Source organism: Scytonema hofmannii PCC 7110, from assembly GCF_000346485.2.
Taxonomy (GTDB): Bacteria; Cyanobacteriota; Cyanobacteriia; order Cyanobacteriales; family Nostocaceae; genus Scytonema; species Scytonema hofmannii.
Map to the genome: position 1 here is coordinate 3,842,643 of NZ_KQ976354.1, position 26,505 is coordinate 3,869,147.

The 26,505-nt window shown below is 41.2% G+C and carries 24 protein-coding genes; 18 read left to right on the top strand and 6 right to left on the bottom strand.

Annotation, left to right across the window (positions count from 1 at the left end):
• Positions 1 to 154: 154 nt before the first annotated feature.
• Positions 155 to 1,735 (top strand): B12-binding domain-containing radical SAM protein, encoded by a 1,581-nt coding sequence (locus tag WA1_RS15675; protein ID WP_017749434.1) that lies wholly within the window; start codon positions 155 to 157, stop codon positions 1,733 to 1,735.
• A gap of 87 nt (positions 1,736 to 1,822) precedes the next feature.
• On the opposite strand, the gene WA1_RS15680 is transcribed toward WA1_RS15675, so the two are convergent.
• Positions 1,823 to 3,979, bottom strand: a complete 2,157-nt coding sequence (locus WA1_RS15680; protein ID WP_026135314.1) for a sensor histidine kinase — start codon at positions 3,977 to 3,979, stop codon at positions 1,823 to 1,825.
• 515 nt (positions 3,980 to 4,494) lie between these two features.
• Between WA1_RS15680 and WA1_RS15685 the strand changes: the two genes are divergently transcribed.
• The 7 genes from WA1_RS15685 (at position 4,495) to WA1_RS15720 (ending at position 10,584) form a co-directional block, all read left to right on the top strand.
• Positions 4,495 to 4,698 (top strand): hypothetical protein, encoded by a 204-nt coding sequence (locus WA1_RS15685; protein ID WP_017749436.1) that lies wholly within the window; start codon positions 4,495 to 4,497, stop codon positions 4,696 to 4,698.
• 310 nt (positions 4,699 to 5,008) lie between these two features.
• Positions 5,009 to 6,277: a GNAT family N-acetyltransferase gene (locus tag WA1_RS15695; protein ID WP_017749438.1), complete on the top strand. Its 1,269-nt coding sequence runs from the start codon at positions 5,009 to 5,011 to the stop codon at positions 6,275 to 6,277.
• A 52-nt stretch (positions 6,278 to 6,329) separates the two neighbouring features.
• Positions 6,330 to 6,797 (top strand): Holliday junction resolvase RuvX, encoded by a 468-nt coding sequence (ruvX, locus tag WA1_RS15700; protein WP_026135315.1) that lies wholly within the window; start codon positions 6,330 to 6,332, stop codon positions 6,795 to 6,797.
• 212 nt (positions 6,798 to 7,009) lie between these two features.
• The gene (locus WA1_RS15705; RefSeq protein WP_017749440.1) at positions 7,010 to 7,579 is read left to right on the top strand and encodes a DUF3727 domain-containing protein; all 570 of its coding nucleotides are present in this window, start codon (positions 7,010 to 7,012) and stop codon (positions 7,577 to 7,579) included.
• Between the two features lie 200 nt (positions 7,580 to 7,779).
• Positions 7,780 to 8,325 carry a YqeG family HAD IIIA-type phosphatase gene (locus WA1_RS15710; RefSeq protein WP_017749441.1) on the top strand — a complete coding sequence of 182 codons (546 nt, stop codon included), beginning with the start codon at positions 7,780 to 7,782 and terminating at the stop codon, positions 8,323 to 8,325.
• Between the two features lie 214 nt (positions 8,326 to 8,539).
• Positions 8,540 to 9,649, top strand: a complete 1,110-nt coding sequence (proB, locus tag WA1_RS15715; RefSeq protein WP_017749442.1) for a glutamate 5-kinase — start codon at positions 8,540 to 8,542, stop codon at positions 9,647 to 9,649.
• Between the two features lie 92 nt (positions 9,650 to 9,741).
• A complete protein-coding gene (locus WA1_RS15720) occupies positions 9,742 to 10,584 on the top strand; it encodes a HEAT repeat domain-containing protein (protein ID WP_017749443.1) in 843 nt (280 codons plus the stop codon).
• A 98-nt stretch (positions 10,585 to 10,682) separates the two neighbouring features.
• Here the strand turns inward: WA1_RS15720 and WA1_RS15725 are convergent, their stop codons facing one another.
• Positions 10,683 to 11,711: a zinc-dependent alcohol dehydrogenase family protein gene (locus WA1_RS15725; protein WP_017749444.1), complete on the bottom strand. Its 1,029-nt coding sequence runs from the start codon at positions 11,709 to 11,711 to the stop codon at positions 10,683 to 10,685.
• 492 nt (positions 11,712 to 12,203) lie between these two features.
• Here WA1_RS15725 and WA1_RS15730 point away from each other — a divergent pair, with 492 nt between their 5' ends.
• Positions 12,204 to 13,226 carry a hypothetical protein gene (locus tag WA1_RS15730; protein ID WP_017749445.1) on the top strand — a complete coding sequence of 341 codons (1,023 nt, stop codon included), beginning with the start codon at positions 12,204 to 12,206 and terminating at the stop codon, positions 13,224 to 13,226.
• A gap of 13 nt (positions 13,227 to 13,239) precedes the next feature.
• Positions 13,240 to 14,961, top strand: a complete 1,722-nt coding sequence (locus WA1_RS15735) for a hypothetical protein (RefSeq protein WP_017749446.1) — start codon at positions 13,240 to 13,242, stop codon at positions 14,959 to 14,961.
• 266 nt (positions 14,962 to 15,227) lie between these two features.
• Here the strand turns inward: WA1_RS15735 and WA1_RS15740 are convergent, their stop codons facing one another.
• Both WA1_RS15740 and WA1_RS15745 read right to left on the bottom strand, forming a co-directional pair.
• Positions 15,228 to 15,848 carry a hypothetical protein gene (locus tag WA1_RS15740; protein ID WP_017749447.1) on the bottom strand — a complete coding sequence of 207 codons (621 nt, stop codon included), beginning with the start codon at positions 15,846 to 15,848 and terminating at the stop codon, positions 15,228 to 15,230.
• 137 nt (positions 15,849 to 15,985) lie between these two features.
• Positions 15,986 to 17,497, bottom strand: coding sequence for a UbiD family decarboxylase (locus WA1_RS15745; protein WP_017749448.1), 1,512 nt, complete (start codon positions 17,495 to 17,497; stop codon positions 15,986 to 15,988).
• Between the two features lie 281 nt (positions 17,498 to 17,778).
• Between WA1_RS15745 and WA1_RS15750 the strand changes: the two genes are divergently transcribed.
• The 6 genes from WA1_RS15750 to WA1_RS15775 all read left to right on the top strand — a co-directional run bounded on the left by WA1_RS15750 (position 17,779) and on the right by WA1_RS15775 (position 23,938).
• On the top strand, positions 17,779 to 18,465 hold the full coding sequence (locus tag WA1_RS15750; RefSeq protein WP_033336726.1) for a MotA/TolQ/ExbB proton channel family protein: 687 nt from the start codon (positions 17,779 to 17,781) through the stop codon (positions 18,463 to 18,465).
• A 180-nt stretch (positions 18,466 to 18,645) separates the two neighbouring features.
• On the top strand, positions 18,646 to 19,686 hold the full coding sequence (pstS, locus tag WA1_RS15755) for a phosphate ABC transporter substrate-binding protein PstS (protein WP_017749450.1): 1,041 nt from the start codon (positions 18,646 to 18,648) through the stop codon (positions 19,684 to 19,686).
• 123 nt (positions 19,687 to 19,809) lie between these two features.
• On the top strand, positions 19,810 to 20,802 hold the full coding sequence (gene pstC, locus WA1_RS15760; RefSeq protein ID WP_017749451.1) for a phosphate ABC transporter permease subunit PstC: 993 nt from the start codon (positions 19,810 to 19,812) through the stop codon (positions 20,800 to 20,802).
• Positions 20,803 to 21,032: 230 nt separating this feature from the next.
• Positions 21,033 to 21,911, top strand: a complete 879-nt coding sequence (gene pstA / locus WA1_RS15765; protein WP_017749452.1) for a phosphate ABC transporter permease PstA — start codon at positions 21,033 to 21,035, stop codon at positions 21,909 to 21,911.
• Between the two features lie 46 nt (positions 21,912 to 21,957).
• The gene (gene pstB / locus WA1_RS15770; RefSeq protein WP_026135316.1) at positions 21,958 to 22,737 is read left to right on the top strand and encodes a phosphate ABC transporter ATP-binding protein PstB; all 780 of its coding nucleotides are present in this window, start codon (positions 21,958 to 21,960) and stop codon (positions 22,735 to 22,737) included.
• A 751-nt stretch (positions 22,738 to 23,488) separates the two neighbouring features.
• Positions 23,489 to 23,938, top strand: coding sequence for an NUDIX hydrolase (locus WA1_RS15775; RefSeq protein ID WP_017749454.1), 450 nt, complete (start codon positions 23,489 to 23,491; stop codon positions 23,936 to 23,938).
• Between the two features lie 162 nt (positions 23,939 to 24,100).
• Here the strand turns inward: WA1_RS15775 and WA1_RS15780 are convergent, their stop codons facing one another.
• The gene (locus tag WA1_RS15780; RefSeq protein WP_017749455.1) at positions 24,101 to 24,646 is read right to left on the bottom strand and encodes a protein-tyrosine phosphatase family protein; all 546 of its coding nucleotides are present in this window, start codon (positions 24,644 to 24,646) and stop codon (positions 24,101 to 24,103) included.
• Between the two features lie 127 nt (positions 24,647 to 24,773).
• Here WA1_RS15780 and WA1_RS15785 point away from each other — a divergent pair, with 127 nt between their 5' ends.
• The gene (locus tag WA1_RS15785; RefSeq protein ID WP_272819149.1) at positions 24,774 to 24,950 is read left to right on the top strand and encodes a hypothetical protein; all 177 of its coding nucleotides are present in this window, start codon (positions 24,774 to 24,776) and stop codon (positions 24,948 to 24,950) included.
• On the opposite strand, the gene WA1_RS15790 is transcribed toward WA1_RS15785, so the two are convergent.
• Positions 24,947 to 25,225: a DUF7219 family protein gene (locus WA1_RS15790; protein WP_017749457.1), complete on the bottom strand. Its 279-nt coding sequence runs from the start codon at positions 25,223 to 25,225 to the stop codon at positions 24,947 to 24,949. The genes WA1_RS15785 and WA1_RS15790 overlap by 4 nt on opposite strands.
• A gap of 709 nt (positions 25,226 to 25,934) precedes the next feature.
• On the opposite strand from WA1_RS15790, the gene WA1_RS15795 reads away from it, so the two are divergent.
• A complete protein-coding gene (locus WA1_RS15795) occupies positions 25,935 to 26,474 on the top strand; it encodes an MgtC/SapB family protein (RefSeq protein WP_017749458.1) in 540 nt (179 codons plus the stop codon).
• Positions 26,475 to 26,505 lie beyond the last annotated feature (31 nt).

The following is a 26,505-nucleotide window of genomic DNA, read 5'->3' on the forward strand; positions in this document are numbered from 1 at the left end:
CTACTTTTAAGTATGGGGATCAACTGGTCACCGATCGCTGGTCATAAGCTAAGAAAACACAGAAACTTTAAAAAAGTTAACTGCGTCTAGAAGCTTTTCAGGCATCAAATACGATTCTTCCCTGCACACTGATTTTGGTGAGGTATGACAGTCCATGCGAATTTTACTGGTTTATCCTATTTTTCCCAAAACATTTTGGTCATATGAAAAAATCTTAGAATTAGTTAACCGTAAGGTTCTGCTACCACCTTTGGGTTTGGTGACAGTAGCAGCCATTTTACCCCAAGAATGGGAATTCAAGCTAGTTGACCGTAATATTCGCCCAGTTACAGAGGAAGAATGGGCATGGGCTGATGTCTGTATCTTCAGCGCCATGATTGTTCAAAAACAAGATTTACTGGCACAAATTCGAGAAGCAAAGCGGCGCGGTAAGTTAGTCGCAGTGGGTGGTCCTTACCCAACTTCAGTTCCGCATGAAGTTCAGGGCGTTGGTGCTGATTTTCTCATTTTAGATGAAGGGGAAATTACCCTGCCAATGTTTGTTGAGGCAATCCAACGAGGAGAAACTTCTGGCACTTTTCGCGCCACAGAAAAACCAGACGTGACAACAACCCCTATACCCCGGTTTGATTTGTTAGAGTTTGGTGCCTATGATATGATGTCAGTTCAGTTTTCACGGGGCTGTCCTTTCCAGTGTGAATTTTGCGACATTATTGTTCTCTACGGGCGCAAGCCACGCACAAAAACTCCAGCGCAGCTATTAGCAGAATTGGATTACCTGTACGAGTTGGGTTGGCGGCGCGGTGTTTTTATGGTGGATGACAACTTTATTGGCAACAAGCGCAATGTGAAGTTGTTGCTGAACGCGTTAAAGGTTTGGATGGCGGAGCACAACTATCCATTCCGGTTTGATACTGAAGCTTCTATTGATTTAGCAGAAGATCCAGAATTAATGAAGTTAATGGTTGAGTGCGGTTTTGCTGCAGTGTTTTTGGGAATTGAAACACCAGATGAGGATAGTTTGCAACTTACTAAAAAGTTTCAAAATACCCGCAGTTCTTTAACTGAGGCAGTTCACAGCATCATCAAAGCAGGTTTGCGTCCAATGGCTGGTTTTATCATTGGGTTTGATGGGGAAAAATCAGGTGCAGGGAATCGTATTGTCCGCTTTGCCGAACAAGCAGCAATTCCCTCTACAACTTTTGCCATGTTACAAGCATTGCCAAATACAGCCCTTTGGCATCGCCTTAGTCAAGAAGGAAGACTGCGGGACAACAAAGATGGCAATATTAACCAGACAACTTTAATGAACTTTCTTCCCACTCGTCCTTTAGAAGATATTGCTAGAGAATACATAGATGCTTTCTGTACTTTATACGATCCCGTGCAGTATTTAGATCGCACTTATCGTTGTTTTCTCATGATGGGTACGTCAACATGGACTTCTCCGTTTAAGATGCCAGAGTGGGTGGTTGTGAAAGCACTATTGCTTGTCATCTGGAGACAGGGGATCAAACGCGAAACCCGGTGGAAGTTTTGGCATCACTTGTTTAGCATCATCAAGCGGAATCCTAGAGTAGCAGAACATTATCTTGCTACCTGCGCTCACAACGAGCATTTCTTAGAATATCGCCAAATTGTGCGCGAGCAAATAGAATCTCAGCTTGCTGAATATTTAGCACAAGGTACAGAGAAACCTTATGCTGTTGTGAATGAGTTAGTGGTTAGTGGTTAGTGGTTAGTAGATAGTGGTTAGTGGATAGTGGTTAATGGATAGTGGTTAGCTAGAAACAACTAACAACTAACAACTAACAAACAACAACTAACCACTAACTACTAACATCTTTTCAGATTGTACAAGCGGCAAAGTGATAATCAACGTTGTTCCTTCACCCCATGCAGAATTAACTTCAATTTTACCTTTGTGCTTCTGAATAATTTGATAGCAAATCCACAATCCCAATCCACTGCCTTTCCCTACTTCTTTTGTTGTGAAAAAAGGATCAAAGATTTTATCTTGTAACCTTGGTTCTATCCCCGATCCATTATCTTTGATTTTGATACAAATCCTTTCAATAAAATCATTAACAGTAATATTTTCAGTACAAATTTCAATTTGACGACATCTCCTTTGTTCTTTCTTTATAAGTGACGAATGATTAATGACAAATAAGTCTTTGACTGCATCTATGGCATTGCTTAAGATATTTATAAAAACTTGATTGAGTTGTGCGGGATAGCATTCAATGGATGGTAAATCGCTATATTTTTTAATAACTTCGATTTCGTCTTTTAATTGGTGATTGAGAAGTAATAAAGTGCTATCAATTCCTTCATGAATATCCACAACTTTCATTTCGGCTTCACCTAATCGCGAGAAATTTCTCAATGATAAAATAATGTCGCGAATGCGCTGAGCACCTATTTTCATTGAGGACATCAGTTTGGTTAAATCCTCGGTGATAAAATTAAAATCAATTTCTTCTAATCGATTTTGAATTGCTGGAGTTGGCTGAGGGTACTCTTGTTGATACAGCAATAGTAATCTTAGTAATTCTTCTGTATAGTCCTTAGCGTAGGCTATATTGCCATAAATAAAGTTGATGGGATTGTTGATTTCATGGGCAACTCCCGCTACCATATTGCCGAGGGAGGACATTTTTTCTGTTTGAATTAATTGTGCTTGAGTTTGCTGGAGTTCGTTTAACGCTTCACTCAGTTGATCGTAAGCTAAATTTAATTCCTGATTTTTGTCTAAAAGTTGTTGAGTCCGTTCTTGAACTCGTCTTTCTAAAGTTAACCTTCCATGTTCTAATTGCTGAGTGTATTCTGCTACTTTACGAATCAGGCTGTTGAGAGAAACAGCTAATATCCCTACCTCATCATGACTGGTGACGGGGGCTTGTAGCTCAAAGTTAGATTCTTTTGTAACTTTTTGCGCGACTTGAGTGACAACTAGCAAGGGAGCGGAAATTCTTCGCGCAATGCTTTTACCTACAAAAATTGTTATCATCGCGCCCAATATAAAAAAACCCCATAGTCTTAACCATAAGAACTGGAGAGTTTTGTTTAAGGGAGAAAGGGATTTTAAGACTGTAACTGTTAAAGAAGTATGACTCAAATCCGCGATCGCAACACTTTTAGCTAAATAATCTTCTCCCGCAATTACAGAACGTTGCGGTATATCAGCAACAGGAGGCGGTTGCCAATCAGTTTTGCAAGCGCCTGGTATTGTAGAAGCGTAGACACACAGCAAAGATTCTTTCTCGGATACTGATGTTTTAATTGCATTAAAAGCGACTACGTGTTCGCCTTGTATAGGATCTACATATTGAAATAACTCTGGCTTGATAACAGTACCCAGTTCGATAGCACCAATGATTTCTTCTGCGTATCGAATAGGTGCTAACCCAACTAGTGCGGACATAATTTGACCTTTTTGTTGAGAAATATTAACGACATCAGAAGAAGAGAAGCCACTCAGTGCTAGAGAAATACTTTTTCTATCTTCCAAGAATGACTCATCTAATGCTGGCTGTTTCAAATTTAACAGGACTACACCGTTTTGGTTAACGACTTTCAGTAAATCTAATTTTAAAGTTGTTTTTTGTGAAACTAAAATCTTCATAAGTGCTTGCGTATCCAACTGCTTAACTGCGGTACGCACATCTTCTCGTTCAGCTATCAGCCTTGTCCAAGAATGTAAAACTTGTTTTTCTTTGTTGATTGCTTGCAAAACGGCTAAAGTAGTAGTCTCAAGATGGCTGGTTATTTGCTGCTCTACACTACTGCTGAACCAGTAAGCAAAGTTAATAATTGCGAGCACCATGATGCTGAAGAATACCAGAAGAAATGGCATGACTATTCTCTGGCTTAAGGCTAGTTTTGAATAGCTAGCTTGCAACTTCACGCCTCGCACCACAGTTCCTGATTTGACTTGTCGGCTGATGGTTTCTTGAGAGGAGTTGTGAATTGACATTTTTTTTAAAGATAAATCAGCAACAGTTGTTACATTTTCTTTGGTTTTATGACACAAACCTTGCTTGTGGCAATTTTTAAGTCAATACGTTCCGCGTTGGGAGGAACCCGGTTTTTTTAAGAAACCGGGATTTTGTTCGGGCTTATTCGCACCGTAGAGATATTTATGTGGCTTTAACCTTAATTTTGCTGCTTGTCTATTTATAGCTTAAGTGTAATTAATGATACTATAAAAACTTTACATACCCTGTTTGTCTGCTCTCTTTATGTAAGGTAGAAGTCAAGTTTTATCAAAGCCTACACATCGCTTTCCGAATTATTTCTGCTAAATCAGGAACATTTCTGAAATCTTTCCCCTACTCCCCACTCCCCACTCCCTACTCCCCATTCCCTACCTTTTGTGTGTCATTCATTAAAGTTTATTGCGAAGTACGAAGTTGAGGCAAAACAACATGATAAGTATTTGGTAATGTAAACACACCAATTACATAACGATGTAAGGAGAACAGAGTGGCAATGGAATCAAATTTTCTAGAGGGCGCGAACGCAGTCAGTGAACGTGAAGATTTTAGTGAATACGTTGCCCACCTACAACTTCACATGACTCTGCAAGCTCGCAATCTGGTTCCATCTCTGAAGCAGACTGTGGAAGATAGCCGGGAGCAACTCCTCCATCAAACTCAAGCACATTTTGAAAAGCTTGTTTCTCGGCAAAGCTAGTAGCCCTTGGCTTTCGTCAAAAGTCACGCATTCAAAAGTCAGAACCCTTACAAAATCAGATTTTCAGATCGGAGTGAATGTTAGCTTGATTTCCGCCGTGCTGTACTAGTTGCGCTGGATAATGGTTAAATAAGGTAAAAATAAAATAAGATAGAAGCAGATTTTGCAAGAGTAATGCTAAGTCATTCTCAGCAAACTCTGCTTTTTTCAGTATTTTTGTTGTAAAATCACCCTTTTGGTTCACTGGAAACGAGTGGAAAGCCGCTAATATTATAGCAGCAGTTCCTTTTCTTCAGTGACTAAAAGCTGAATGGCGGCTCGAATGAAAATGACTTCATTGCTTCCTCGAAATCTCAGCGTTATTATCCGACCAGTCCAGCACCGGGATCTGGACGGTATTGAGCGACTAACTCAAGATTCATTCGCAGCCCAAACTCCAAGAGGATCAGGTGATGCTATGCGGCAAATGCAATCGCTGCGCCGTTGGTATGGGCTATTGAAGTTTTTGAGTTGGTTCCCTAACCCCCTACAGTATGGTCTTTGTGCTTATGTCGCAGAACAGGGGCGCACGCTGTTGGGTATGATCCAAGTATCGCCCTTTAACCGTACACACAGTACGTGGCGGGTCGAACGCGTGGTTTTAGAGCGTGCTACCGACAAGCAAGGCACCGGCTCACAACTTCTGCGCCATTGCTTTGAGTCAATGTTAGAGGCTCGTACTTGGATTTTGGAAGTCAATGTCAATGATAAAGATGCTTTGGCGCTTTATCGGCGCAACGGATTTCAGCGCCTAGCAGAAATGACTTACTGGGAAATTAGACCAGAGTTGCTTCAAGAATTGGCACAAGCAGAACCAGACTTACCTAACCTTCTACCTGTAAGCAATGCTGATGCACAACTGCTGTATCAATTAGATACAGCATCCATGCCACCTATTGTCCGTCAAGTATTCGATCGCAATGCTGATGATTTTAAAACAAGTCTGTCGAGTGCTTTGACAGAAGCAGTGAAGCAATGGGTAACTAAAACAGAAATGGTGAGTGGTTACGTATTTGAACCCCAACGTAAAGCAGCTATAGGTTACTTTCAAGTACGGCTCGATCGCAAAGGTCAGCAACCTCACGTAGGAACTCTAACCGTAAACCCGGCTTACACCTGGTTGTACCCAGAACTGCTGTCTCAACTAGCGCGAATAGCTCAAGATTTTCCACCCCAATCTCTACAGTTGACCTCAGCAGACTACCATCCAGAAAGAGAAGAATATCTCGAACGAATTGGTGCAACTCGTACAGAGCATACCCTCATGATGTCTCGTTCGGTATGGCACAAGCAACGAGAGTCGAAGTTCGTTTCCTTAGAGGGAATTCAATTACCGGAAATGCTACAGGGTTTGCAACCAGCACACAAACCAGTAACGGGTGGGATGTCATGGACGCCACCAAAACAAAGAAGGCAATCGGTACCAGATAGAGGAGTACAACCCAATCCTCCCCAAGACAATGTCGCTTTTTCATGCAATAACAACAGCATAGAAGCTTCTTGTCAGCCAGAAACCACAGATTCTTCACAGCAGGAGTAGAAAAGTGAGTTTTGAAGGACTTGGGGATCGAGAGACACGGGGAAGAGGGGATATGGCGGCACTTCCCCAAAAGTACATCTCCGCACTAGGATTAGATGTAGGCAGCAAGCGAATTGGTGTAGCAGGATGCGATCGCACGGGATTGATTGCCACTGGGCTAGTAACAGTTGAGCGTACTTCCTTTGAGAAAGACGCCGAAAAGCTGCGCCAAATCACAAGCGATCGCGAAGTGCAAGTTTTGGTTGTAGGATTACCTTATTCCATGGATGGCTCTTTAGGGTTTCAAGCACGTCAAGTGCAAAAATTTGCAAAAAGACTTGCCAAAGCGCTCAACCTTCCTGTGGAATATATAGATGAAAGGCTGACATCCTTTCAAGCAGAACAGATGCTGATTGCAGAAAATCGCTCACCTTCCCGTAATAAAGGCTTGATTGACCGTAAAGCAGCATCCCTTATCTTGCAACAATGGCTGGATGTAAGGCGCTCGAACTTTAAAAACAGGGAGGTTGTTGTTGATTGATACAATTATTTAAGGTAATCTTTACAAGATAGTCATTCACTAGAAAATCCCTCAACCAAAAATGAAAACCCTCTTCCCCTACTCCCTACTCCCCACTCCCTACTCCCTTTTTCAAGCTAGATGATTTATTCCAATAACTATTTGATTGATAATATCAGTTAAAAGAATAAAGATAAGAAAGTCCGTTTTCAATATAAATCACCTATTAGGCTATGTTTTCCTCGCCATTTTCTGAAGAAGATAATGTTCATGCCGGTTCCATCACCTTAACCGACGAAAAAGGACGTACCCTCGATTGTTACATCGAGCACTCCTTGGAAGTAGATGGGCAAGAATACGTCTTACTTCTTCCTGTAGACTCACCAGTAGAAATTTTTTCTTGGGAAGGTGACGATGAGGAAGAGGAAGCTATTCTGGTTGAAGATGAAGCAATAATTGACGAAATTTTTGAAACAGCCCAAGTTGTTCTCTCAGAACAGAACTTGGCATTAAAAAATACTGCGTATGCTTTAACAGTGTTCGGGGAGTTGCCACCAGTTGAGGAGTCAGAACTCTTTACTCTAGAAATTGAAGACGAAGGCACAGATCTAGAACCAGAGCAATTACAACTTCTTGCTAACTTTTACCATGAAGAGCAAGAGTATGCAATTTATACACCCCTAGATCCCTTGCTGTTTTTTGCACGCATAGCGAAAAATGGCAAACCCGAATTATTGTCTCCAGAAGAGTTCCGCAAAGTCCAGCCCCTGTTAGAGGAACACTTGTTTAATGAAGTTGAATAAAGTTTAAAAATCCAACAATTAGAAATTAAAAGAGATTTTAATTTTTAATAAGGATTTTAGACTATCATAGTCTATGGAAAACCTTTGATAGAAAGAGGGGCAGCGGTTACCTGTTTTGACTCAGCTGCCTTTAAGGCTATTGCCTTGCGTTTTGCAAGGTAGAAGATGGCGGAGCGGGTAATCGCTGACTTTGGAATATTATGCGCTGGAACAATTTCTTGCAGCCGGATTTGATTGTAGAGGGTTCAGTGTTAAACCTCACACCAGATATGATTAGAAAATACGATCTGAAAGGGCTGGTGTTAGATGTGGATGAAACACTAGTACCCATAAGAGTGGCGTCAGCTTCCCCTGAATTACAACAGTGGGTAGATCGAGTTCGTGCTTGTGCAAAATTATGGTTGGTAAGCAACAACATAAGTGATGCTCGTATAGGTGGGATCGCTCGCTCTCTGGATCTACCTTACTTTACAAGTGCGGCTAAACCTTCGCGTCGCAAGCTTAGAGAAGCACTCAAGGCAATGAATTTACCTGTCAATCAAGTAGCAATGGTTGGCGATCGCTTGTTTACTGATGTGTTAGCAGGTAATCGCTTGGGAATGTTTACCATATTAGTCGAACCTATCATACATCCAGAAACCGCCCTGCGATCGCGTCCGATCCGAAACTTTGAGGTTTGGGCATCAGAAATATTAGGAGCCTCAATTAGTCCCAAGAAAAGAAGGTTTAAAAATCTTGACAAATAGACAAGAAAATAAATCTAAAGAAATAGTTAATAACCTCTTGTTTTATTTAAAAATCGGAGAACATAAGTATATATAACAATGGGGTCAGCAAAATAAAGCCTCAAGCATAACACTTACCATATAAAACATAGAGCGTCAGCCTTCACATATAGAAGGACTGACGCTTTATAATTTTGACCAGTGACCAGTGACCAGTGACCAATTCCAAAATCCAATGCCCCAAACAATTGTTGTTAAAATAGGCACATCTAGCCTGACGCAACCGGAAACCGGACAACTAGCACTTTCCACAATAGCCACCCTAGCAGAAACTCTCTCACATTTGAGAAGGCAAAATCATCGCGTGATTTTAGTGTCTTCCGGTGCTGTAGGCGTGGGTTGTGCGCGGTTGGGTTTAACTGAACGTCCCAAAGCGATCGCTCTAAAACAAGCAGTAGCCGCTGTAGGACAAGGTAGGTTAATGCGGGTGTACGACGATTTATTTACAACTTTGCAGCAACCAATTGCTCAAGTTTTGCTGACTCGCAGCGACTTAGTGCAGCGCAGTCGGTATCTCAACGTATACAATACATTTAAGGAATTACTAGAACTGGGTGTGATTCCAGTGGTGAATGAGAATGACACAGTCGCAGTCGAAGAGCTAAAATTTGGGGATAATGATACGCTTTCAGCTTTAGTTGCTAGCTTGGTAGAAGCTGACTGGCTGTTTTTGCTAACCGATGTAGATAGACTGTATTCAGCAGATCCCCGTTCTGTAGCTGATGCACAGCCTATATCTTTAGTGAGTAATATCAAGGAATTAGCAGAATTACAAGTGCAAACAAGTGGTCAAGGTTCTCAATGGGGAACAGGTGGTATGATGACCAAAATATCCGCAGCAAGAATTGCCACAGCAGCTGGTGTTCGGACTGTGATTACCGAAGGGAGACAGCCTCGGAATATAGAAAAAATTTTACAAGGTGAGTCTTTTGGAACTCGCTTTGAAGCACACCCCGAACCAACATCTGCTCGCAAACGCTGGATAGCTTACGGTTTGCTTCCTGTTGGAAAATTGTACCTAGATGAAGGAGCTGCGATCGCAATTTCTACCTCTGGAAAGTCATTGTTAGCCGCAGGGCTTTTGTCAGTAGAAGGAGAGTTTGACACTCAAGAAGCGGTACTGTTATGCGATAAAAACGGTCATGAAATTGCTAGAGGGCTTGTCAACTATACCAGTCAGGAACTACAAAAGATTTGCGGGCGTCGTTCTAGTGAAATCCCTAATATTTTAGGTTATGTCGGTGCTGAAACTGTAGTGCATCGGGATAATTTGGTTTTGACATAGTTAAGTTACTTAGTGGAGATACAACAAAACAAGCTAATCAATAAGATAAAATATGACACAAGTTTTACACATCATTTACGCTTTTTCCACAAATGTTCACTAAATTGACAATCAAAGGCTGTGCGATCGCTATAGTTTGTTTGATAGCAGCTTTATTAAATATTCCTAAGATTTGGGCACAATCGCAAAATGATACACAAATTAACTCTTATATCGAACAATTAAAGAATCCCCAACAACGTTCTGTAGCAATCGATGATTTAGTCACTGTTGGCAAACCTGCTATTCCCGCTTTAATAACAGCGTTACAGGACAGCGATCCTCAAGTGCGTGCTAGTGCAGCCATGATTCTCGGTCAAATGGGACCAAATGCAGGTGAAGCTGCACCTGCTATATTGCGAGTCATAGACGATAAAGATCCGGCTGTTCGTTCTTCCGCAGTTCAAGCGATACAAAAAATTGGCAAACAAGCTTACGTTCCTCACTTAATAGCTGGTTTGGATAGCACAAAGTCATGGGAACGCTACAATGCATCTCATGGCTTACGCGCCATGGGGAAAGACGCTGCACCAGCTGTACCGGCTTTAATCAGAAAATTACAGGATGAAGAAGATTATTGGATGCGGGTCAGTGCTGCTTCTACTTTGGGTAGCATTGGCACAGCCTCTACACCTGCAATACCGATTTTAGTAACTTGCTTGCAAGATAAAGATATCACAGTTCGTCATAGTGCGGCTTATGCTTTGGGTACTATCAGTTCAAAATGGCAACAAGATATCAAGCAATTACCAACACAAGACTTAGACGTAATTGTTTCAAACTTGGAAAAAGCTTTGAAAGTGGTACAAGATCCCGCACTACAATTCCGCCCGGAAGCAGTAACTTCTGTAAGTGAACCTCTTGCTGCTTTAAAAAAGGAAAGATTGAGCAGGTAATGGTCTTTAACTGCTCTTTCTAAATCATACTCATAATGACTTCGGGTTGGCCAAATTTAGTAAATCTTTTAAATCCCCTACTCCCTACTCCCCACTCCCTACTCCCCACTCCCTACTCCCTTTTTCAAAACAATCTTGCCGAAATGTGCGCCACTTTCCATATAAGCCAAAGCTTCCCGTGCTTGTTCAAAGGGGAAGACTCGGTCAATTATCGGTTTGATATTATGCAAGGAGATAGCTCGATTCATCGCCTCAAACATCTCACGACTACCTACATAAATGCCTTGTACGCAAATACCTTTGTGCAAAATCGAGACCGTACTGACATCAGCATTTAACCCAGAAAGCACTCCAATCAAACTAATATGTCCTCCATAGCGCACAGCACGGAGGGATTTATTAAAGGTTCCCGCACCACCAACTTCAATAATGCGATCGACTCCAAGTTTATCTGTGAGTTCCCAAACTCTTCCATCCCAGTCTGGTACAGTCTTGTAATTCACAACTTCTGATGCGCCCAACTGTAGCAACTTTTCTAACTTGCGATCGCTACTTGAAGTCCCAATGACTTTGATCCCCATTGCTTTGGCAAACTGAAGGGCAAATATTGAAACTCCCCCAGTTCCTTGTATCAAAATCGTATCGCCAGCTTTTAACTTACCATCTGTAACAAGAGCATTCCAAGCTGTCACTGCAGCACAAGGTAGCGTTGCTGCTTCTTCATAAGAAAGATGCTCTGGAAAACGAACAACGCCGTTTTGGTCTATTACAACATACTCAGCCAAGATACCATCAATGGCACCACCCAGCGCTGACTGGGATTTTTCTGCTGAAAATTCCCCATCTATCCAAGCTTGCATGAAAATACTGGCAGCGCGATCGCCAACTTTAAATCTAGTGACCCCCTCCCCAACACCAACCACTTCCCCCGCACCATCAGAGAAAGGAACAAGCGGTAGTTTTTGTTTAGAGCCATATGCTCCTTTAACAGTTAACAAATCGCGATAATTGAGTGAAGCCGCGTGAATTTTGAGAAGGATCTGTCCCGCTTTAGGCTGGGGTTCGGGTCTATCAACCAACGTCAATGCATCAAGACCTTCTTGAGATTGAACTTCCCACACTTTCATCGTTAGGTGCTCCTAGTTGTACCAGGACTATTCTATAAGAACAGTGGCGATAGTTACTCAGTTGCAGTTGGTGAGTCAAGTAGATCGAATCCCCACACGCCTGCTCTAATGCTCTAGGAACACTAATACAAGTTAGTTGATTGCCACTTACTTGAAAATCCCAGGTTTCACCATCGACATTTTGGGGATGGATGTAGAATTTTTATAAAAATTTGTAACAGCATCCCTTCCCAATTCATAACAAATTCAGCAAAACTTTTATATAAAAAGTAACAAAATACACATTTTTTTGAGGTAAATTGGATAAGGACTTACTTAGCATCTACGTATTTGACAACCGATAGATTATTCAGGCGTATACTCGCTAAATCTCTCATTTGCAAGCTATTAACCAATGAAAAAAGAAATTGATTCATAATTCAAATCCTCATACTTAAAAGTAGGGGATTAATTGGTCAATGGTCATCGTATCAAATTTGACATAAAAACAAAATGTTTGCATACACAGATCCAACAGGTTCAGATTTTCTTAAACGCCAAAATGCCCTAGAAATATATAGAATTGACATTGATAGGTTCTACAAGCGCTCTGCTTTCAGACTGAATTCTGCTTTTACATTGCTAGAAGCGTTTGAGGGACTTACGAACACAACAGGGCTTCAGGTTGAAACAATTAATTGGATTGCATTTCCCAAACTCGCAAATAGACCATTTGAGGTCATTGATAGCGATCGCTTTAATTTGCAAGACGAATACGTTGAATGGCGTACTGAAATTCAAGATGGAAAAGTTACGCGAGTTACGTTTACCACTGAGTTCCCTGAGTATTATGAAGCTTTAGCTCAAGTCAGTGTTGATGCTCTGATTGCAGGAATTCAAGATACGATTCCAGAAGCAAATCCCACACTTGAGGAGTTATTTGGTCTGGGATTCAATCCTGTATCTGCCTCACCGAGAGAGCGTGCAGAGCAATTTCGCAGACAGTTGAGACAAAATCCTTGGAACAACGGACAGAAAGGAATTCTTTGTCTAACTCAAACGAATAATACAGTAGAAGCATTGTTCGGCTTAGTAGAGCCTTGTGCAATATCTCGATTGGACATTCCTGCATCAGCAATTTGCGGGCAAACTGCTTGTGTCCCAGGACGTAACTCAGATCCGGCTATTTGCCAAGCATCTCAGAACTTAGCCCGTAGCGGTCGTGGTTTAAGCTTGGAAGATCCAGTGGGTATTAAGATGTCTAGGCTAGAAGGTATTTGGAAAATTAATGGTCAAGAAATCAATATTAATAACCTGAATGAAAATCAAGGTGCTTGGGTTATCAGCCGTAATGGTCGGCGTGCTGTCCTTGATGTCAGCAAAGGGGTCACGATTGAAAACAGAACCATCACGACTGGAGCACAAGTAGCAGCGCAATTAACAGTTGGGGCATCTGTGATTGCAGCGCTAGAGTCAGTGCTTCCTGATTGGGCAGCAACTGGAGAAGAATCTTCACGGTTAATTGGTCAAGTTTAGGAGCAGGTGAATAATGCGTAAATTTATTACAACAGTGATCGCATTCGTATTTTGTTTTTTCATCTTTACAAAGCTTGCTTTTGCTCAAGCTGCACCAGTTCCCCTATCGCTAGAACAAAACACAGATGGAGCAAGCGTTCAGCAAATTGCTTCAAGTACCTTCAATTCTCTAGGCGATCCATTTTTTAATCTCGTGCTAAAAGAGCGTGCAGATGTTACAAATCTGGCTGAAATAGAAAATTTAATTAAAGGTCAACTAGGTCAAGAGCGAACTTTCGTTGTAAATGAAACCATTGTTGATACTCGTCCAATAGTAGACGGTCAACCAGCAAGTAGAAGAGCCTTATTGACCTTTACTGGCAACAATCAAGGGGAAAGGTTAGATCGAAATGTTATGTTCTCTGTGTTTTTTAACTCCGAGAACTTCCCGGATGTACAATCGATTGAAGCTTTAGGCTGGGATAGTCAACAAGGTCGCTACAACTACTACAAGCTTGACCAACAAGGAACGCCAGGAAGATTATCTTGGAAATTTCGCAACTCATCTGTTCAAGCCGATTTACTGCAACCTGCTCAACGGAGCGGAACCTGCTTGCAATGTCACATTAATGGTGCACCAGTGATGAAAGAATTGGCTTTCCCTTGGAATAATTGGCACTCGTTTGCATTTAACGCCAATTACTTAAGATTAGATTGGAAAGCTGGTACCAATTCTAGAATTGCCCAAAATTTAGAAGGTGCTGAAGTACTGGAAACCAACTTTATTCGTCCCGCAATTAATCAATTTAATGAAAAAAAAGTTGAGGAAAGTATTGCTCGCAATAATGATGGTAGCCCAATAGCCAATCCTGATGGAAGTCAACAAGTTACTCAAGGAAAACGCCTTTTACGTCCTCTCTTTGAGACCACTGAATTTAACTTAATCAGTAACAATCAACAAGTTGGAAACCTGCATCCTTTTTCAAATACTCCTACACCTGGACCTTTTGCCGATGTCAAAATTCCTAATACTTTCTTTCTTAACGCCAATTTAATCGGTGGTAGTACACCTACGATTTCACAAAGCTTAGGTATTGCAGAAAGTTTGAACTTTAGTGACATAGCTAAGGTAAAACCTGAAGAATACAGACAGTTATTAGCGCAGTCTGGAGTCAGGTTAGATGGGAAGCCAGGAGATGCTAATTTTGCTTGGTTTGTACCAGAAGTCAGTCATGTTGATAACAGTGCGATCGCTCAACTTATGAACAGAGGAGTTCTAACGCCTGAGTTTGTTGCTGCTGTTATGGCTGTTGATTTAGAAACACCAGTCTTTTCACAAAAAAGACAAGAACTGTTGCAGTTTATTCCCGAACAATTTAGTTTTCAACCTCTACAGTCAGGTACAAATCCCCTTAATGTCAAACGGTTCCCAGACGACTTAACTCAAAAAGTTATTGCGGCTATAGAACAAGCTAACCCATCAAGCGATTCCACTACAGGTGAATTTTTAGCCCTGCTGAAAAATGACAATCCCTTACAAGTTCTTAAGGAACGGGTTCAAGCCTATAGTAACAGCATCGATCAAAAACTAAATAAGAACGACCAAGCAACTCGCCAAGCCGAACTCAAACGGCTTTACGATTTAGCGATCGCTAGAAGGCGATCGGTGATTAGCGATCCCGTTTTGGCGGCGATTAATGAAACAGGAGATGCTCTTCTTCCAGTTCCCGAAATTACAGTGACCAGTAATCAGTGACCAGTGACCAGTAATCAGTGACCAGCGATCGCAGTTAGGGATTTCCAAGAAATAAATTATCCATCTTGTGGTACGGGCGTCCCGCCCGTACTATATTTAGTAACGGGCTAGTACTAGAGAACGATCGCTCTGTGAATGTTTGCTTGGAATATTGAATGAAAGACAATCAGCATTTAAGCGATCGCAGTAAATGTTGGGTTTCGTTCCTCAACCCAACCTACCTGCGTGTTTTCGGATTTTCAGGCTTAACTAACAAGGTTCTGAATCTAATTATTTAGGTTATCGATCTGTTGCTGTAGCTTTTGCACAAAGTCAGATGATGGGTTTGGCAGTAATTGTACAATATTTCGACGAAGGAATTGCACTGAATCTCTCTCAACTAAACAGAGTAAGTCTCGTTGTTGCCAATATCCAATTTCATCAAAAACATTATCTAAAATTCCTAGACATTGAGATCGATCTAACATTTCAACAACTAAAGTATGAGCAAGAACAAAATTAGCGTCCCCTCCATATTCTGGTAGAGATGCAAATTGTGTTTTGCAATGTCCTGTTGCCATCCAGTTTTTATACTGAGAATAGTATCCCAGAAAAATAACTAAACCTTCGCATCCTGGTCTAGGAAGTGTCTCAAATCCAATTATATGAGTAGGGGATATAGATTCACCTGTAGCAAAATTATGGTGAATGGCTTGAAGAGTAAGGAGTGAAGATTTTCCATTTTCAGAACTGAAAACACAGTCTTTTCCTTCTAGCTCAATGATATTATCATCCACCCATGTAAAGGGAAGTAGTTGTGCATGGTGATGTAATGAATCTAAAATAGAGCGGATTTCATCAATAGGTCGATTACCAGCATTAAATTGGTAATGGATACTATATCCCATAACTTCAATCCCACCAAAAGACGGCAAATTGCGCTTCTAGGAACTACTTACTGACACGAGACAGAGCCTCGTAAACTGCATTCCCAGGCTCCGCCTGGGAACGAGATAAGCACCAGTCACTGGTCACTGGTCACTGGTCACTGATTAATATCGTAGCCGAATAAATTTGGATCGACTTCGTCTAGCTGTAAATCCGCCAAACCATACTCAGCCCATCGCTTATCGACCATTGCTGCTATTTCTGGATCTGACTCCAAGGAATCACCCCACTCATGTTCCGTTTCTGGAGGGATTTTTGTGGTTGCATCAATTCCCATCCTTCCACCCAAACCAATTTTTTCACTGGCAAAATCCAACGTGTCAAAAGGTGTGTTAGGCAAAATAAAAACATCTCGTGAGGGATCAACTTTGGAACTAATTGCCCATAGGACTTGACGCGGATCTCTAATGTTGATCGTCTTATCTACCACAATCACAAACTTGGTATATGTAAACTGTGGTAAAGCACTCCAAAATGCTAAAGCTGCGCGTCTTGCTTGTCCCGGATATGCCTTATCAATAGATATAATTGCTGCTTTGTAACTCAAAGCTTCCATGGGTAGGAAGAAGTCCACAATCTCTGAGACTTGCTGCCGCAAAATAGGTGTATAAATGCGATTGAGAGCGATCGCCATCATAGCTTCTTCTTTTGGTGGACGCCCGCTAAATGTGGTCAAGTAAACTGGCTCTTTGCGGTGAGTCATGCAATGGAAGCGAATCAGTGGTGAATCTTCCACGCCCCCATAATAACCCATGTGATCCCCAAAGGGACCATCTGGTAGAACTTCCCCTGGGGTAATTGTCCCTTCCAAAACAAATTCCGAATCGGCTGGAACTTCCAAATTCACTGTCTTACACTTTGCCAACTGTACGCCAGAACCACCATAAAGCCCTGCAAATAACCATTCTGATAAATCTACTGGGATTGGTGTCGCAGCTGCCATAATAATCAGGGGGTCTACACCTAATGCGATCGCGATTTCTAATTTCTTCCCACGTTCTGCTGCCTTGCGTAAATGCCTTGCACCACCTCGCACTGACAACCAGTGAACCGTCATCGTATTTTTAGATTGTAGCTGCAAGCGGTACACGCCTACATTCGGTGTCCCCGTTTCACAATCTCTGGTGATTACAAGTCCTAAAGTAATAATCTTGCCTGCATCACCGGGATAAGGCCGTATCAAAGGTAACTTATTTAAATCTAACTCATCCCCTTGAATGACTACCTGCTGACAGGCAGGGAAAAAGTCACGTCCTGGTTTTGCTTTTAAGACATCAAACAGAATCTTACCAAACTCCACCGCTTGAGCAATCTTTTTAGGTGGTTTTGGTTGTTGCAACATTGCCAATTTCTTCCCCAGTTCCTCCAATTCCAGAGGATGCTGCATATTCATTGCCCAGCATATCCGTTCTACTGTTCCCAGCAAGTTGACTGCTACAGGGAAGGATGCTCCTTTCACGTTTTCAAACAGAAGCCCCGGTCCCCCTTGTTGCAGCATTCGATTAGCAATTTCGGCAATTTCCAAGTCTGGAGCGACTGGGGCTGAAATTCGCTTTAATTGACCTTTTTCTTCCAAAAGTTTGATGAATCCCCGCAAGTCTCGTGCCATTGTTTAAGAAGTATGAAGCGTTTCTTATATTATCAATCTTCTGGGCAAGGTTCAGAGTAGTCCGGGTAAGGGAACTTTGTTTGTATAGCCGCGATTACGAACATCCCTTGGGGTATTTTTGTAAAATTGAGATGATTCCGTAGCTAAACAATGGCTTTGGATATTTTAACTAAAATTTAATATTTTTTTTACATTTCTTTACTAGAAATAGCATAAATTTCATGTATCTTTGTTAAGAATATGCATAATTTTTTACCAGTAAGCGCTTTCAAGAATCAAGTATGATCGGAATATACGATACCTTCCTGGCAGGCGGTCTCGTTATGTGGCCTCTGTTGTTTTTATCTATCGTGACTTTAGCTTGTGCGCTGGAAAGGACTTGGTTCTGGTGTAAGTTGATAGTTCGAGAGCGTCGATTGGTGCGGAAAGTGTTGGCAGCAGCCGAGATTGGCTTAGAGGAAGCAGAAGCGATCGCTTTGTGTGGTAAGGATTTATCGATAGGTCGCTTTTTAGTTGAGCCATTGAAACTAAGGAATCCAACACCCGAAACTTTTCACTTAGCCATAAGAGCTGCTTGCGATAAAGAATGCTTGGAAATGCGTAAAGGTAATCGGTTGCTAGAAAGTGCGATCGCGATCGCGCCTTTGTTAGGTATTTTAGGTACAGCAAATGGTCTGATTGCTGCTTTTAGTAACATTAAGACAGGCACAAATACAACTGATTTCTTTGCTGTAACGGCTGGTATAGCGGAGGCACTCATCAGCTCTACAACTGGAATTGCCCTAGCGATTATTGCATTTGCAATTTTCCGAATTTTTGTAATTTTGCAATTGCAGCAAATAGACTTTTTTTCTAAAGTGGGTCATGAATTAGAACTCATTTATTTACAACGTTGGAACAATGTCCAGTTAACAATTCACAGCGAACAGTTAACAGCAAATAGTAATCAGTCAATAGATGATAATTAACCGGTCACTGGTCACTGGTCACTGGTCACTGGTCACTGGTCACTGGTCACTGATTCTTAAACAGAAATTAAAAAATATTTAAACTGGAGTTTAACTTTTCTTAGATTTTTCTTAACCCTTATCATTGTAGCGTATTGGCTGTGTTGTCCAAAAACAAATAATCATTAATAACCTGGCAATATGAAATTATCAGCTACCGTTTTGAATCGTGTAGTTGCGGCTTCAGCTGTCACTGCTGTTGTTGCTGTCGGATCTTCTTTTACAGCAACTGCCCAAGCGCAAACTATTAATGGTGCAGGAGCGACGTTTCCTGCTCCTTTGTACGAACGTTATGCTCGTGAAATTAAGAAAAAGTATCCAAAGCTAGGTGTTAACTATCAAGGTGTTGGTAGCGGTGCGGGTATTCGCCAATTTATTGCTGGAACTGTTGACTTTGGTGCTAGTGATGCCGCAATGACTGACGCAGAGATAGCTAAAGTCAGCAGAGGAACTATCCTAGTACCTACTGCGGGTGGTGCTGTTGCTATTGTTTATAATCTTCCTGGTGTCAACAATCTAAAATTGTCTCGCAAGACCTTACCAGGTATTTTCTCCGGTCAAATCACTAACTGGAATGATCCTCAAATTAAAGCGGATAATCCTGGTGTAAATCTACCAAGTCAGCCGATCAAACCTGTTGTTCGCGCTGACAGTAGCGGTACTACTTTTATTTTGACAAATCATTTAAGTAGCATTAGCCCTTATTTTAAGGGCAGAGTTGGTGCAGGAACTGCTCCAAAGTGGACAATCGCCAATGTTCTCAAAGGGAAAGGAAACCCAGGTGTTGCTAACTTCGTGGCTCGTACCGCAGGGTCTGTTGGTTATGTTGAGTACGCTTTTGCCACAGCAAACAAACTGAACTCAGCACAAGTACAGAACAAAGCAGGACAATTTGTCGCTCCTTCTTTAGAGTCTGCAAACCAAGCTTTGTCAACTGTCAGTTTCCCTGAGAACTACCGAGTTTTTGTTAGTGACCCAGGACAAGGTTACCCCGTTGTTGGTCTAACCTGGCTGTTGGTTTATAAAAATTATCCCGACGCTGCTAAAGGATCTGCTGTGAAAAACTTTGTGAATTGGGCATTAACTGACGGTCAACAAATCAATGACGACCTCAACTACACCCGGATTCCAGCATCTGCAGCACAAAAGGTAATACAAACAGTAAACAGTTCTGTTAAATAGGTTAGTGGTTAGTGGTTAGTGGTTAATGGTTAGTGGTTCTTTTTAACAACTAACAACCAACAACTAACCACTAACAACTAACAACTAATCTGGCGTGACAAGAATTTAATCTTCTAATGAGTAATGGCTAATTCCTCAGAACCAACTAATAACAATCAACGAAACTTAATTGATGAAAGTATAGACATTACAGCGACTAGCGGTCAAAGTTTCTTAATTGATAAGGGATTCACCTGGCTAGTTTATGTATTTGCCGCCCTGACAGTTGCTGTACTATTTTGGATGAGTTGGGTAGTTTTTCAACAAGCTTTCCCTGCTATTCAAAAGTTTGGATTGGGGTTCTTGTGGAGTCAAGAATGGGATACGGGTAATTTACTTTTTGGTGCATTACCTTATATTTACGGAACCATCGTCAGCAGTGCGATCGCCATGTTATTATCTATACCTGTTGGTTTGGCGGTAGCTTTAGTCACCAGTGAAAACTTTATCCCTCCTTCAGCAAGAACAACTATAGCTTTTATTGTGGAACTAATTGCTGCTATTCCCAGTGTCATCATTGGTTTGTGGGGTGTATATATCTTTATTCCAGTCCTGACACCCCTACAAACCTGGTTTTCCACTACTTTCGCATGGATACCACTGTTTAACACACCAGGTCCAGCAGGATTCAATCTACTCACTGCGGGGATTATCCTGGCGATTATGGTTTTGCCCACAATGGCAGCCATTACTCGTGATGTCTTGCTTGTAGTCCCAAAAGAATTACGCAGTGGATCGATGGCTTTGGGTTCTACTCGTTGGGAAACTATATTTCGAGTGATACTACCGGCTGGATTTTCTGGAATTGTCGGTGCAGCCATGCTTGCTTTAGGGAGAGCATTGGGGGAAACAATGGCTGTGACGATGGTGATTGGGAACTCAGCTCAAATCAGTGCATCACTCCTGGATCCGGGCTACACGATCCCCTCCGTATTAGCTAACGAATTTGCTGAAGCGCAAGATCCTCTACACCTTGGTGCTTTAACATATTTGGGATTGATTTTATTTGCCGTGACTTTATCTGTCAATATTTGTGCTTTAGCAGTTGTACAGTTTGTTGGTAGCAAAAATAAGTAATACCATTTTGGATTTTAGATGCGTGGATTTTGGATTGAGTCTGCCTTACTAAGGCTTAATCTTAACCAACTATCTGTGAGATTTTTTTCAAATTGGTTTAAGAAATTTACGACAAATGTTACAAACACTACTTGTAACTGAGCTATTGACAGTACTTTTATCAGGATATATGTCTAAAGAAAGACATAAAAGCAGCCAAGGAGTTTGAATATAAAAAGGCGTAAGAGATTATGACAAGTCATCAAGATTCTGAAATAAATAAATCTGTGGTAGCAGAAATATATAGTCCTCTACCACCAATAAGGCTAGTATTTAACTATGGAATGACTGCAGTAGCATTCTTACTCTCAGCTTTAGCTTTGATTCCTTTGCTGTCACTGTTATGGGAAATCGTTGGGCGGGGGTTAAAAAGTCTAAAACCATCCATGTTTGTGACACCGGTCATTTACGATGGTTTTGGAAACGCAATTGTTGGGACTCTAATTATGGTGTCAATAGCTGCACTATTTAGTGTTCCTACAGGGATCATGACGGGTATATATCTGTCAGAGATAGGAAAAGGAACTCAAATTGGACGCATTGTTCGCTTTGTGGCTTCCGTGCTCACAGGCGTTCCTTCCATTGTGGTAGGGATCTTTGCCTTTGGTGTCATTGTATTAGTGACAAAGCAATTTAGTGCGTTCGCAGGTGGTTTTGCTTTGGCAGTCTTGATGCTGCCAGTTGTTGTACTTACCACTGAAGAGGCTTTAAAACTTGTTCCTACCTCCATGCGTTTGGGATCCGCTGCTTTAGGAGGAACTCGTTTTCAAACTATATTTCGTGTCGTTGTCACTGCTGCACTCCCTGCTATTACGACAGGGGTTTTACTAGCTGTCGCCCGTGCTGCGGGTGAAACAGCTCCCTTGATTTTTACATCTTTGTTCAGTTTAGATTGGTCAACCGATCTAAATGGTCCAACGGCGTCACTATCAGTGTTAATTTTTAATTTGTACAATGATCCTACACCAGAAAAAACAGCCATAGTCTGGACAACTTCTCTGGTCTTAGTTGGGATGATTCTAATAATTAGCATTCTCTCTCGGGTCTTTACGAGAAAGAGAAACGCTTAAGCAAATTCCAATAGTGGTGTGATGTTTTGTGTAGTACCTAAACTATATGAGTAAGTTAAAACCAGCCATCAAAGTTAGGAATCTCAGCTTCTACTACGGCACCTCCAAGGCATTGGAAGGTGTCTCAATGGATATCCATGAGAACCATGTAACCGCAATCATTGGTCCAAGTGGTTGTGGTAAATCAACGTTCATTAAATGTCTCAATCGCATTAGCGAGTTAGAAGGACCCGTAAAAGTTGATGGTTCCGTAGAATTTTACAATCAAAATATTTACGGTTCCCGTGTCAACTTAAACCGTCTGCGCCGCCAAATAGGGATGGTGTTTCAAAAACCCAACCTTTTCCCCATGAGCATTTACGATAACGTGGTCTACGGGATCAGAATTGCAGGCTGGCATCCAAGAGCAGAATTAGATGCAATTGTCGAATCAGCCCTCAGAGGTGCAGCTATTTGGGAAGAGGTAAAAGATAAACTGCATAAATCCGCGTTGGGACTCTCCGGAGGTCAGCAACAGCGATTGTGTATTGCTCGTGCTTTAGCTGTAAAACCAAAAGTTTTGTTGATGGATGAGCCTTGTTCGGCACTCGATCCTATTGCCACAATGAAAATTGAGGAACTTATTTACAGCTTGCGCGAAGAACTCACAATTGCGATCGTGACTCACAATATGCAACAAGCAGCGCGTGTTTCTGATTTTACCGCTTTCTTCAGTACTGATGAAAGTCGAATTGGTCAAATGGTGGAATTTGGAGAAACGACTCAAATATTTAGTAATGCCCTTGATTCTCGGACTCGTGATTATACCTCTGGGCGTTTTGGTTAAGATGTTTCTCTTTGAGATCTATCAACATTAACCAATCTTAAGATAAGGCTAAATACTGGTGAGTAAGATTATTTTCGATGGTAAAAACGGGGTCAATCTACAAGCTTGAGGTTAGGAAATATCTTATGAAACGTGTTTCTAAAATCTAAAAACGTATTATGAATTATTAACTGCAAAGCTAACAGGTTACTTTATACTTTAGTAAAGTAGCATGTTAGTTGTGCTTTAGAGGTTTTTGTCACAAACCTTAGCCTCAGTACAGATAATTCCTTCTCTTATTTATAGTAAATTTGTACTAAAAAAATTGATTTAAATTATACAAAGTGGTGTAAGTTAGACTTATAATATAGCTGAAGTAATGCTTGTGCTTTGGAAGCTTCGCGTCGTATAAGCAAAGGAGAAGTCCATGACTGACTCAACTCACTTCTTGATTGAAGAATCTGAAAACTTCAACGGATCTAAAATTACCTATCTCTTGCAGTATTGTCCTGTTCCCTGTTCCCTCTAGGAAATTGTTAATTTAGCATAACAAATACTGAAAATCTATATTTTTTTATAAGTTTATCCTAACCTAGTACAGCATGGCGGAAATAAACCCACCATTATGAACCTTGAAAAAATCATCATTTGCAGCCTTTGAAAATGGTAGGCGTATTTACGCCGCAAGGTACTAGAGTTATCGTGACATTAGTTCTCACTTTTTTGAATTAAAATTTTTACAAAAGTCTAAATTACTGAGGAGCTAACTCGGATGAGTCGCAAAGTCAGCAAAGTATTTCAGCAATCTGGGGTGATTCCCTATAGAGTAAAAAATGGAAACATCGAAGTCTTGTTGATTACGAGCCGCAACAGTCAAAATTGGGGAATTCCCAAAGGTGGTGTTACAGATGGAATGAGTCCGGCGGCTTCAGCAGTAAAAGAGGCATGGGAAGAAGCTGGGGTTGTAGGGCAAGTAGATGCTTATAAACTTAACACTTACGAATATCGTAAAAAAGGCAAGACATACAAGGTCAAGATGTTTTTGTTACCAGTCGAAACAGTATTAGAAGATTATCCAGAAGTAGGTCAAAGACAGAGGCAGTGGGTAAATGTAATACAAGCTGTTAGGCAGGTTAAGAAAGGTTCAGTCAAACGAATCCTTAAAGAGTTCGGGTTGCCATCTATGCAGACATATGTCGATGAAGTCTATAAACAACTATGATCGATCGTGTTTGTTTATGGATTAATAGACATCTCCAGAAATAAGGTATCGACCCTGACTGCACAAGGCTTTTATCTTCTTTTTCGGAGATGTCTTTTACTCATGGGACATAACACTTGCACATCCTACACTGGGTTAAAACCCAAATTCTTCGGCATTAAGCTAAGTCAACTTACACCTAAGCCGATTGCACTCATCTAGCAGGGTATTGAGTTCCGCTGCAACTTTCCACGGATTTCGACCTTTGAAAGGGGCGGCGATGACTGCTTCGTAAGGATTTTTTCCAGTTTGTTTGACGGCGGCGATCGCGGCTTTGTTCGAGAGTCCTCGTCCAGCCACAAGCCAAGCGGCTAAAATGTGCCCGGTGCGCCCAACTCCACCGGAGCAATGAACGACTACTTTCTCATGACTCTGGTTGGCAACGGCTAAGAATGGCAAAATCTGGTAAATCAGAATTTCCGGATTGACAAAATGAAAATCTTCGATCGGGGTCCAACAAACTTGGTTGATTCCGAAGGTCTGTTGGTAAACTTCAAGCAAATTTGAATAGCGGGTTAGCTGAGTTTCAGGAAGCAAACAGCAGACGCGCTTGATGTTTTGATTCTCCATGAACACAATCCACTCGTTCACTAGCTTATCGCTGTATCCAGGTCGAGCAGATCCAAACACAATGGGTTCGTTCACCGAAGCTGCAGCAAATTTATACATAGCTTAAAAAGTTAAACTCTTTTAGGTTAAGATTAGGTTATAAAATTTATCGGATTTCACTTGTATAAGTTCTTCTTGAAATTTTCAGGTGAGGAGTGCTATTTACCCCAAAGTAGGAGACAAAGTTTTGATACTACGCCCTGCATACGTTGCCGGGAAAGTTGGTGTTATTCTCGATAGAGAGATGCTTTCAGGTGCTACATTTAGCGATCGGTGGCTCATTCAAGTAGATTCTGAAAATATTGTTGTGTCATTGATTCCAAATGAATTTGAAGTAGTCAACGGTGAAAATGAAATACTTTAAATGCCATCTAACGATTCCGATCCATTTGGTTGGTCGTTGCCAATACCAAGTTCCTTTTTACTCCGTTTTAACTGTTTCCAAAGGACTTTAATTTGGTTGTAAGCTTCTTCAGGAGAAAGCTTCCCAGATGTCTCTAAACTAGTAATAATGGCGACTTTTTGAGCAAATTCTTGAAGATTGGCATTAAACAATAGATTTGCCGGCTTAACTTGACCGTAGTAGCGACCACGAGGATAGAAAAAACCATCTTTGTCTTCTTGATTAGATTGTTCCATCAATACATCCTTCGTTAATCAGTTAGTCATTTTTTTAATGCTATTTAATCTTAGCCTCATCTTAAATATAAGAATATTTATTAAGAAAACACCTTTAAAAATTACGCGTCACCTATCAAAAGATAGATTTTTTACAAAAAGGCTTAAAGATCTCATCCCATTTGATACCAACAGGCCATCGTCTGTACACAATCACAGCAGTATGAATATATCTCCAATGATAGAGAGCGTGTGACAAAAGAATAGTAATGAGCAACAAATTTGTTCAAAACTGGTTTTTTGTTCCGGATAAATTCGGTAGTTTGTAAAATTTTGTACTATATGTATGTAGCACTTCCGTCAACAGCATCTGTATTTCGGCAGATTCTCATCGAGAATTAACTTGTTGATTTTAATCTATTTTTAACCTAAAATTAATCTTAATTAACTAAAACTTGAGCTATTGACCGTAATAACTTGAGACTGTCCAACCGAAAACATACAATGTCTGAAACAGCTTGGCTGTCCTTGCTCAATTTTTCTTTGGCGTTGTGGAAGCGTGCGTATGAGTGATTTTTTAGCCTCACGCCAAGACGCAAAGACGCCAAGCTTTTTTTGGGTCTTGGCGCTCATGCTTTGAGATTTTCATAGTATCAATCAGCAACGCCTTTTCTTTAGTACCAATGTGGACTAAAGGATACGTGTTTTAGTTCTCTTGGAGATACAGGCAATGAATGAGATGTTTTTTAGTCCGAGTGATTGGCAGAGTGTAAGTTTTCGGCTAGTTGTGGCTCTACTAGTTGGTGGTGCAATTGGTATTAACCGCCAGCGAACTGGTAGACCAGCTGGGTTAAGAACTTTTATGATAGTCAGTCTGGGTGCTGCTCTTTTTGTGATGATACCCTTGCAGATAGAGTTTAACGGTAGTTTGTCTGATAATCTTCTGGCTCGCTCTACAGCTCTGAATGCTATGGCTCGCATTGCCCAAGGGATAGCAACAGGCGTCGGATTTCTAGGAGCTGGAATCATTCTACGACAGCAAAGGTCGGACTTTGGTAAGGAAGAAATTAAGGGGCTAACTACCGCAGCCAGTATTTGGCTCGCGGGTGGATTGGGAGCTGCGTCTGGCTGTGGTTTATGGCGAATGAGTCTGATAGGTACGCTCTTAGCGCTGGTGGTTCTGAGTGTAGTCAAAAAACTCAAAAAGTCTAATTTGATCCCTCAAAATCCCAAGTCAGAGGAAACAGAAAAGTCGGAGACAAAAATTTAATCAGTCATAGATGAAAGAAACACGGTTTCAC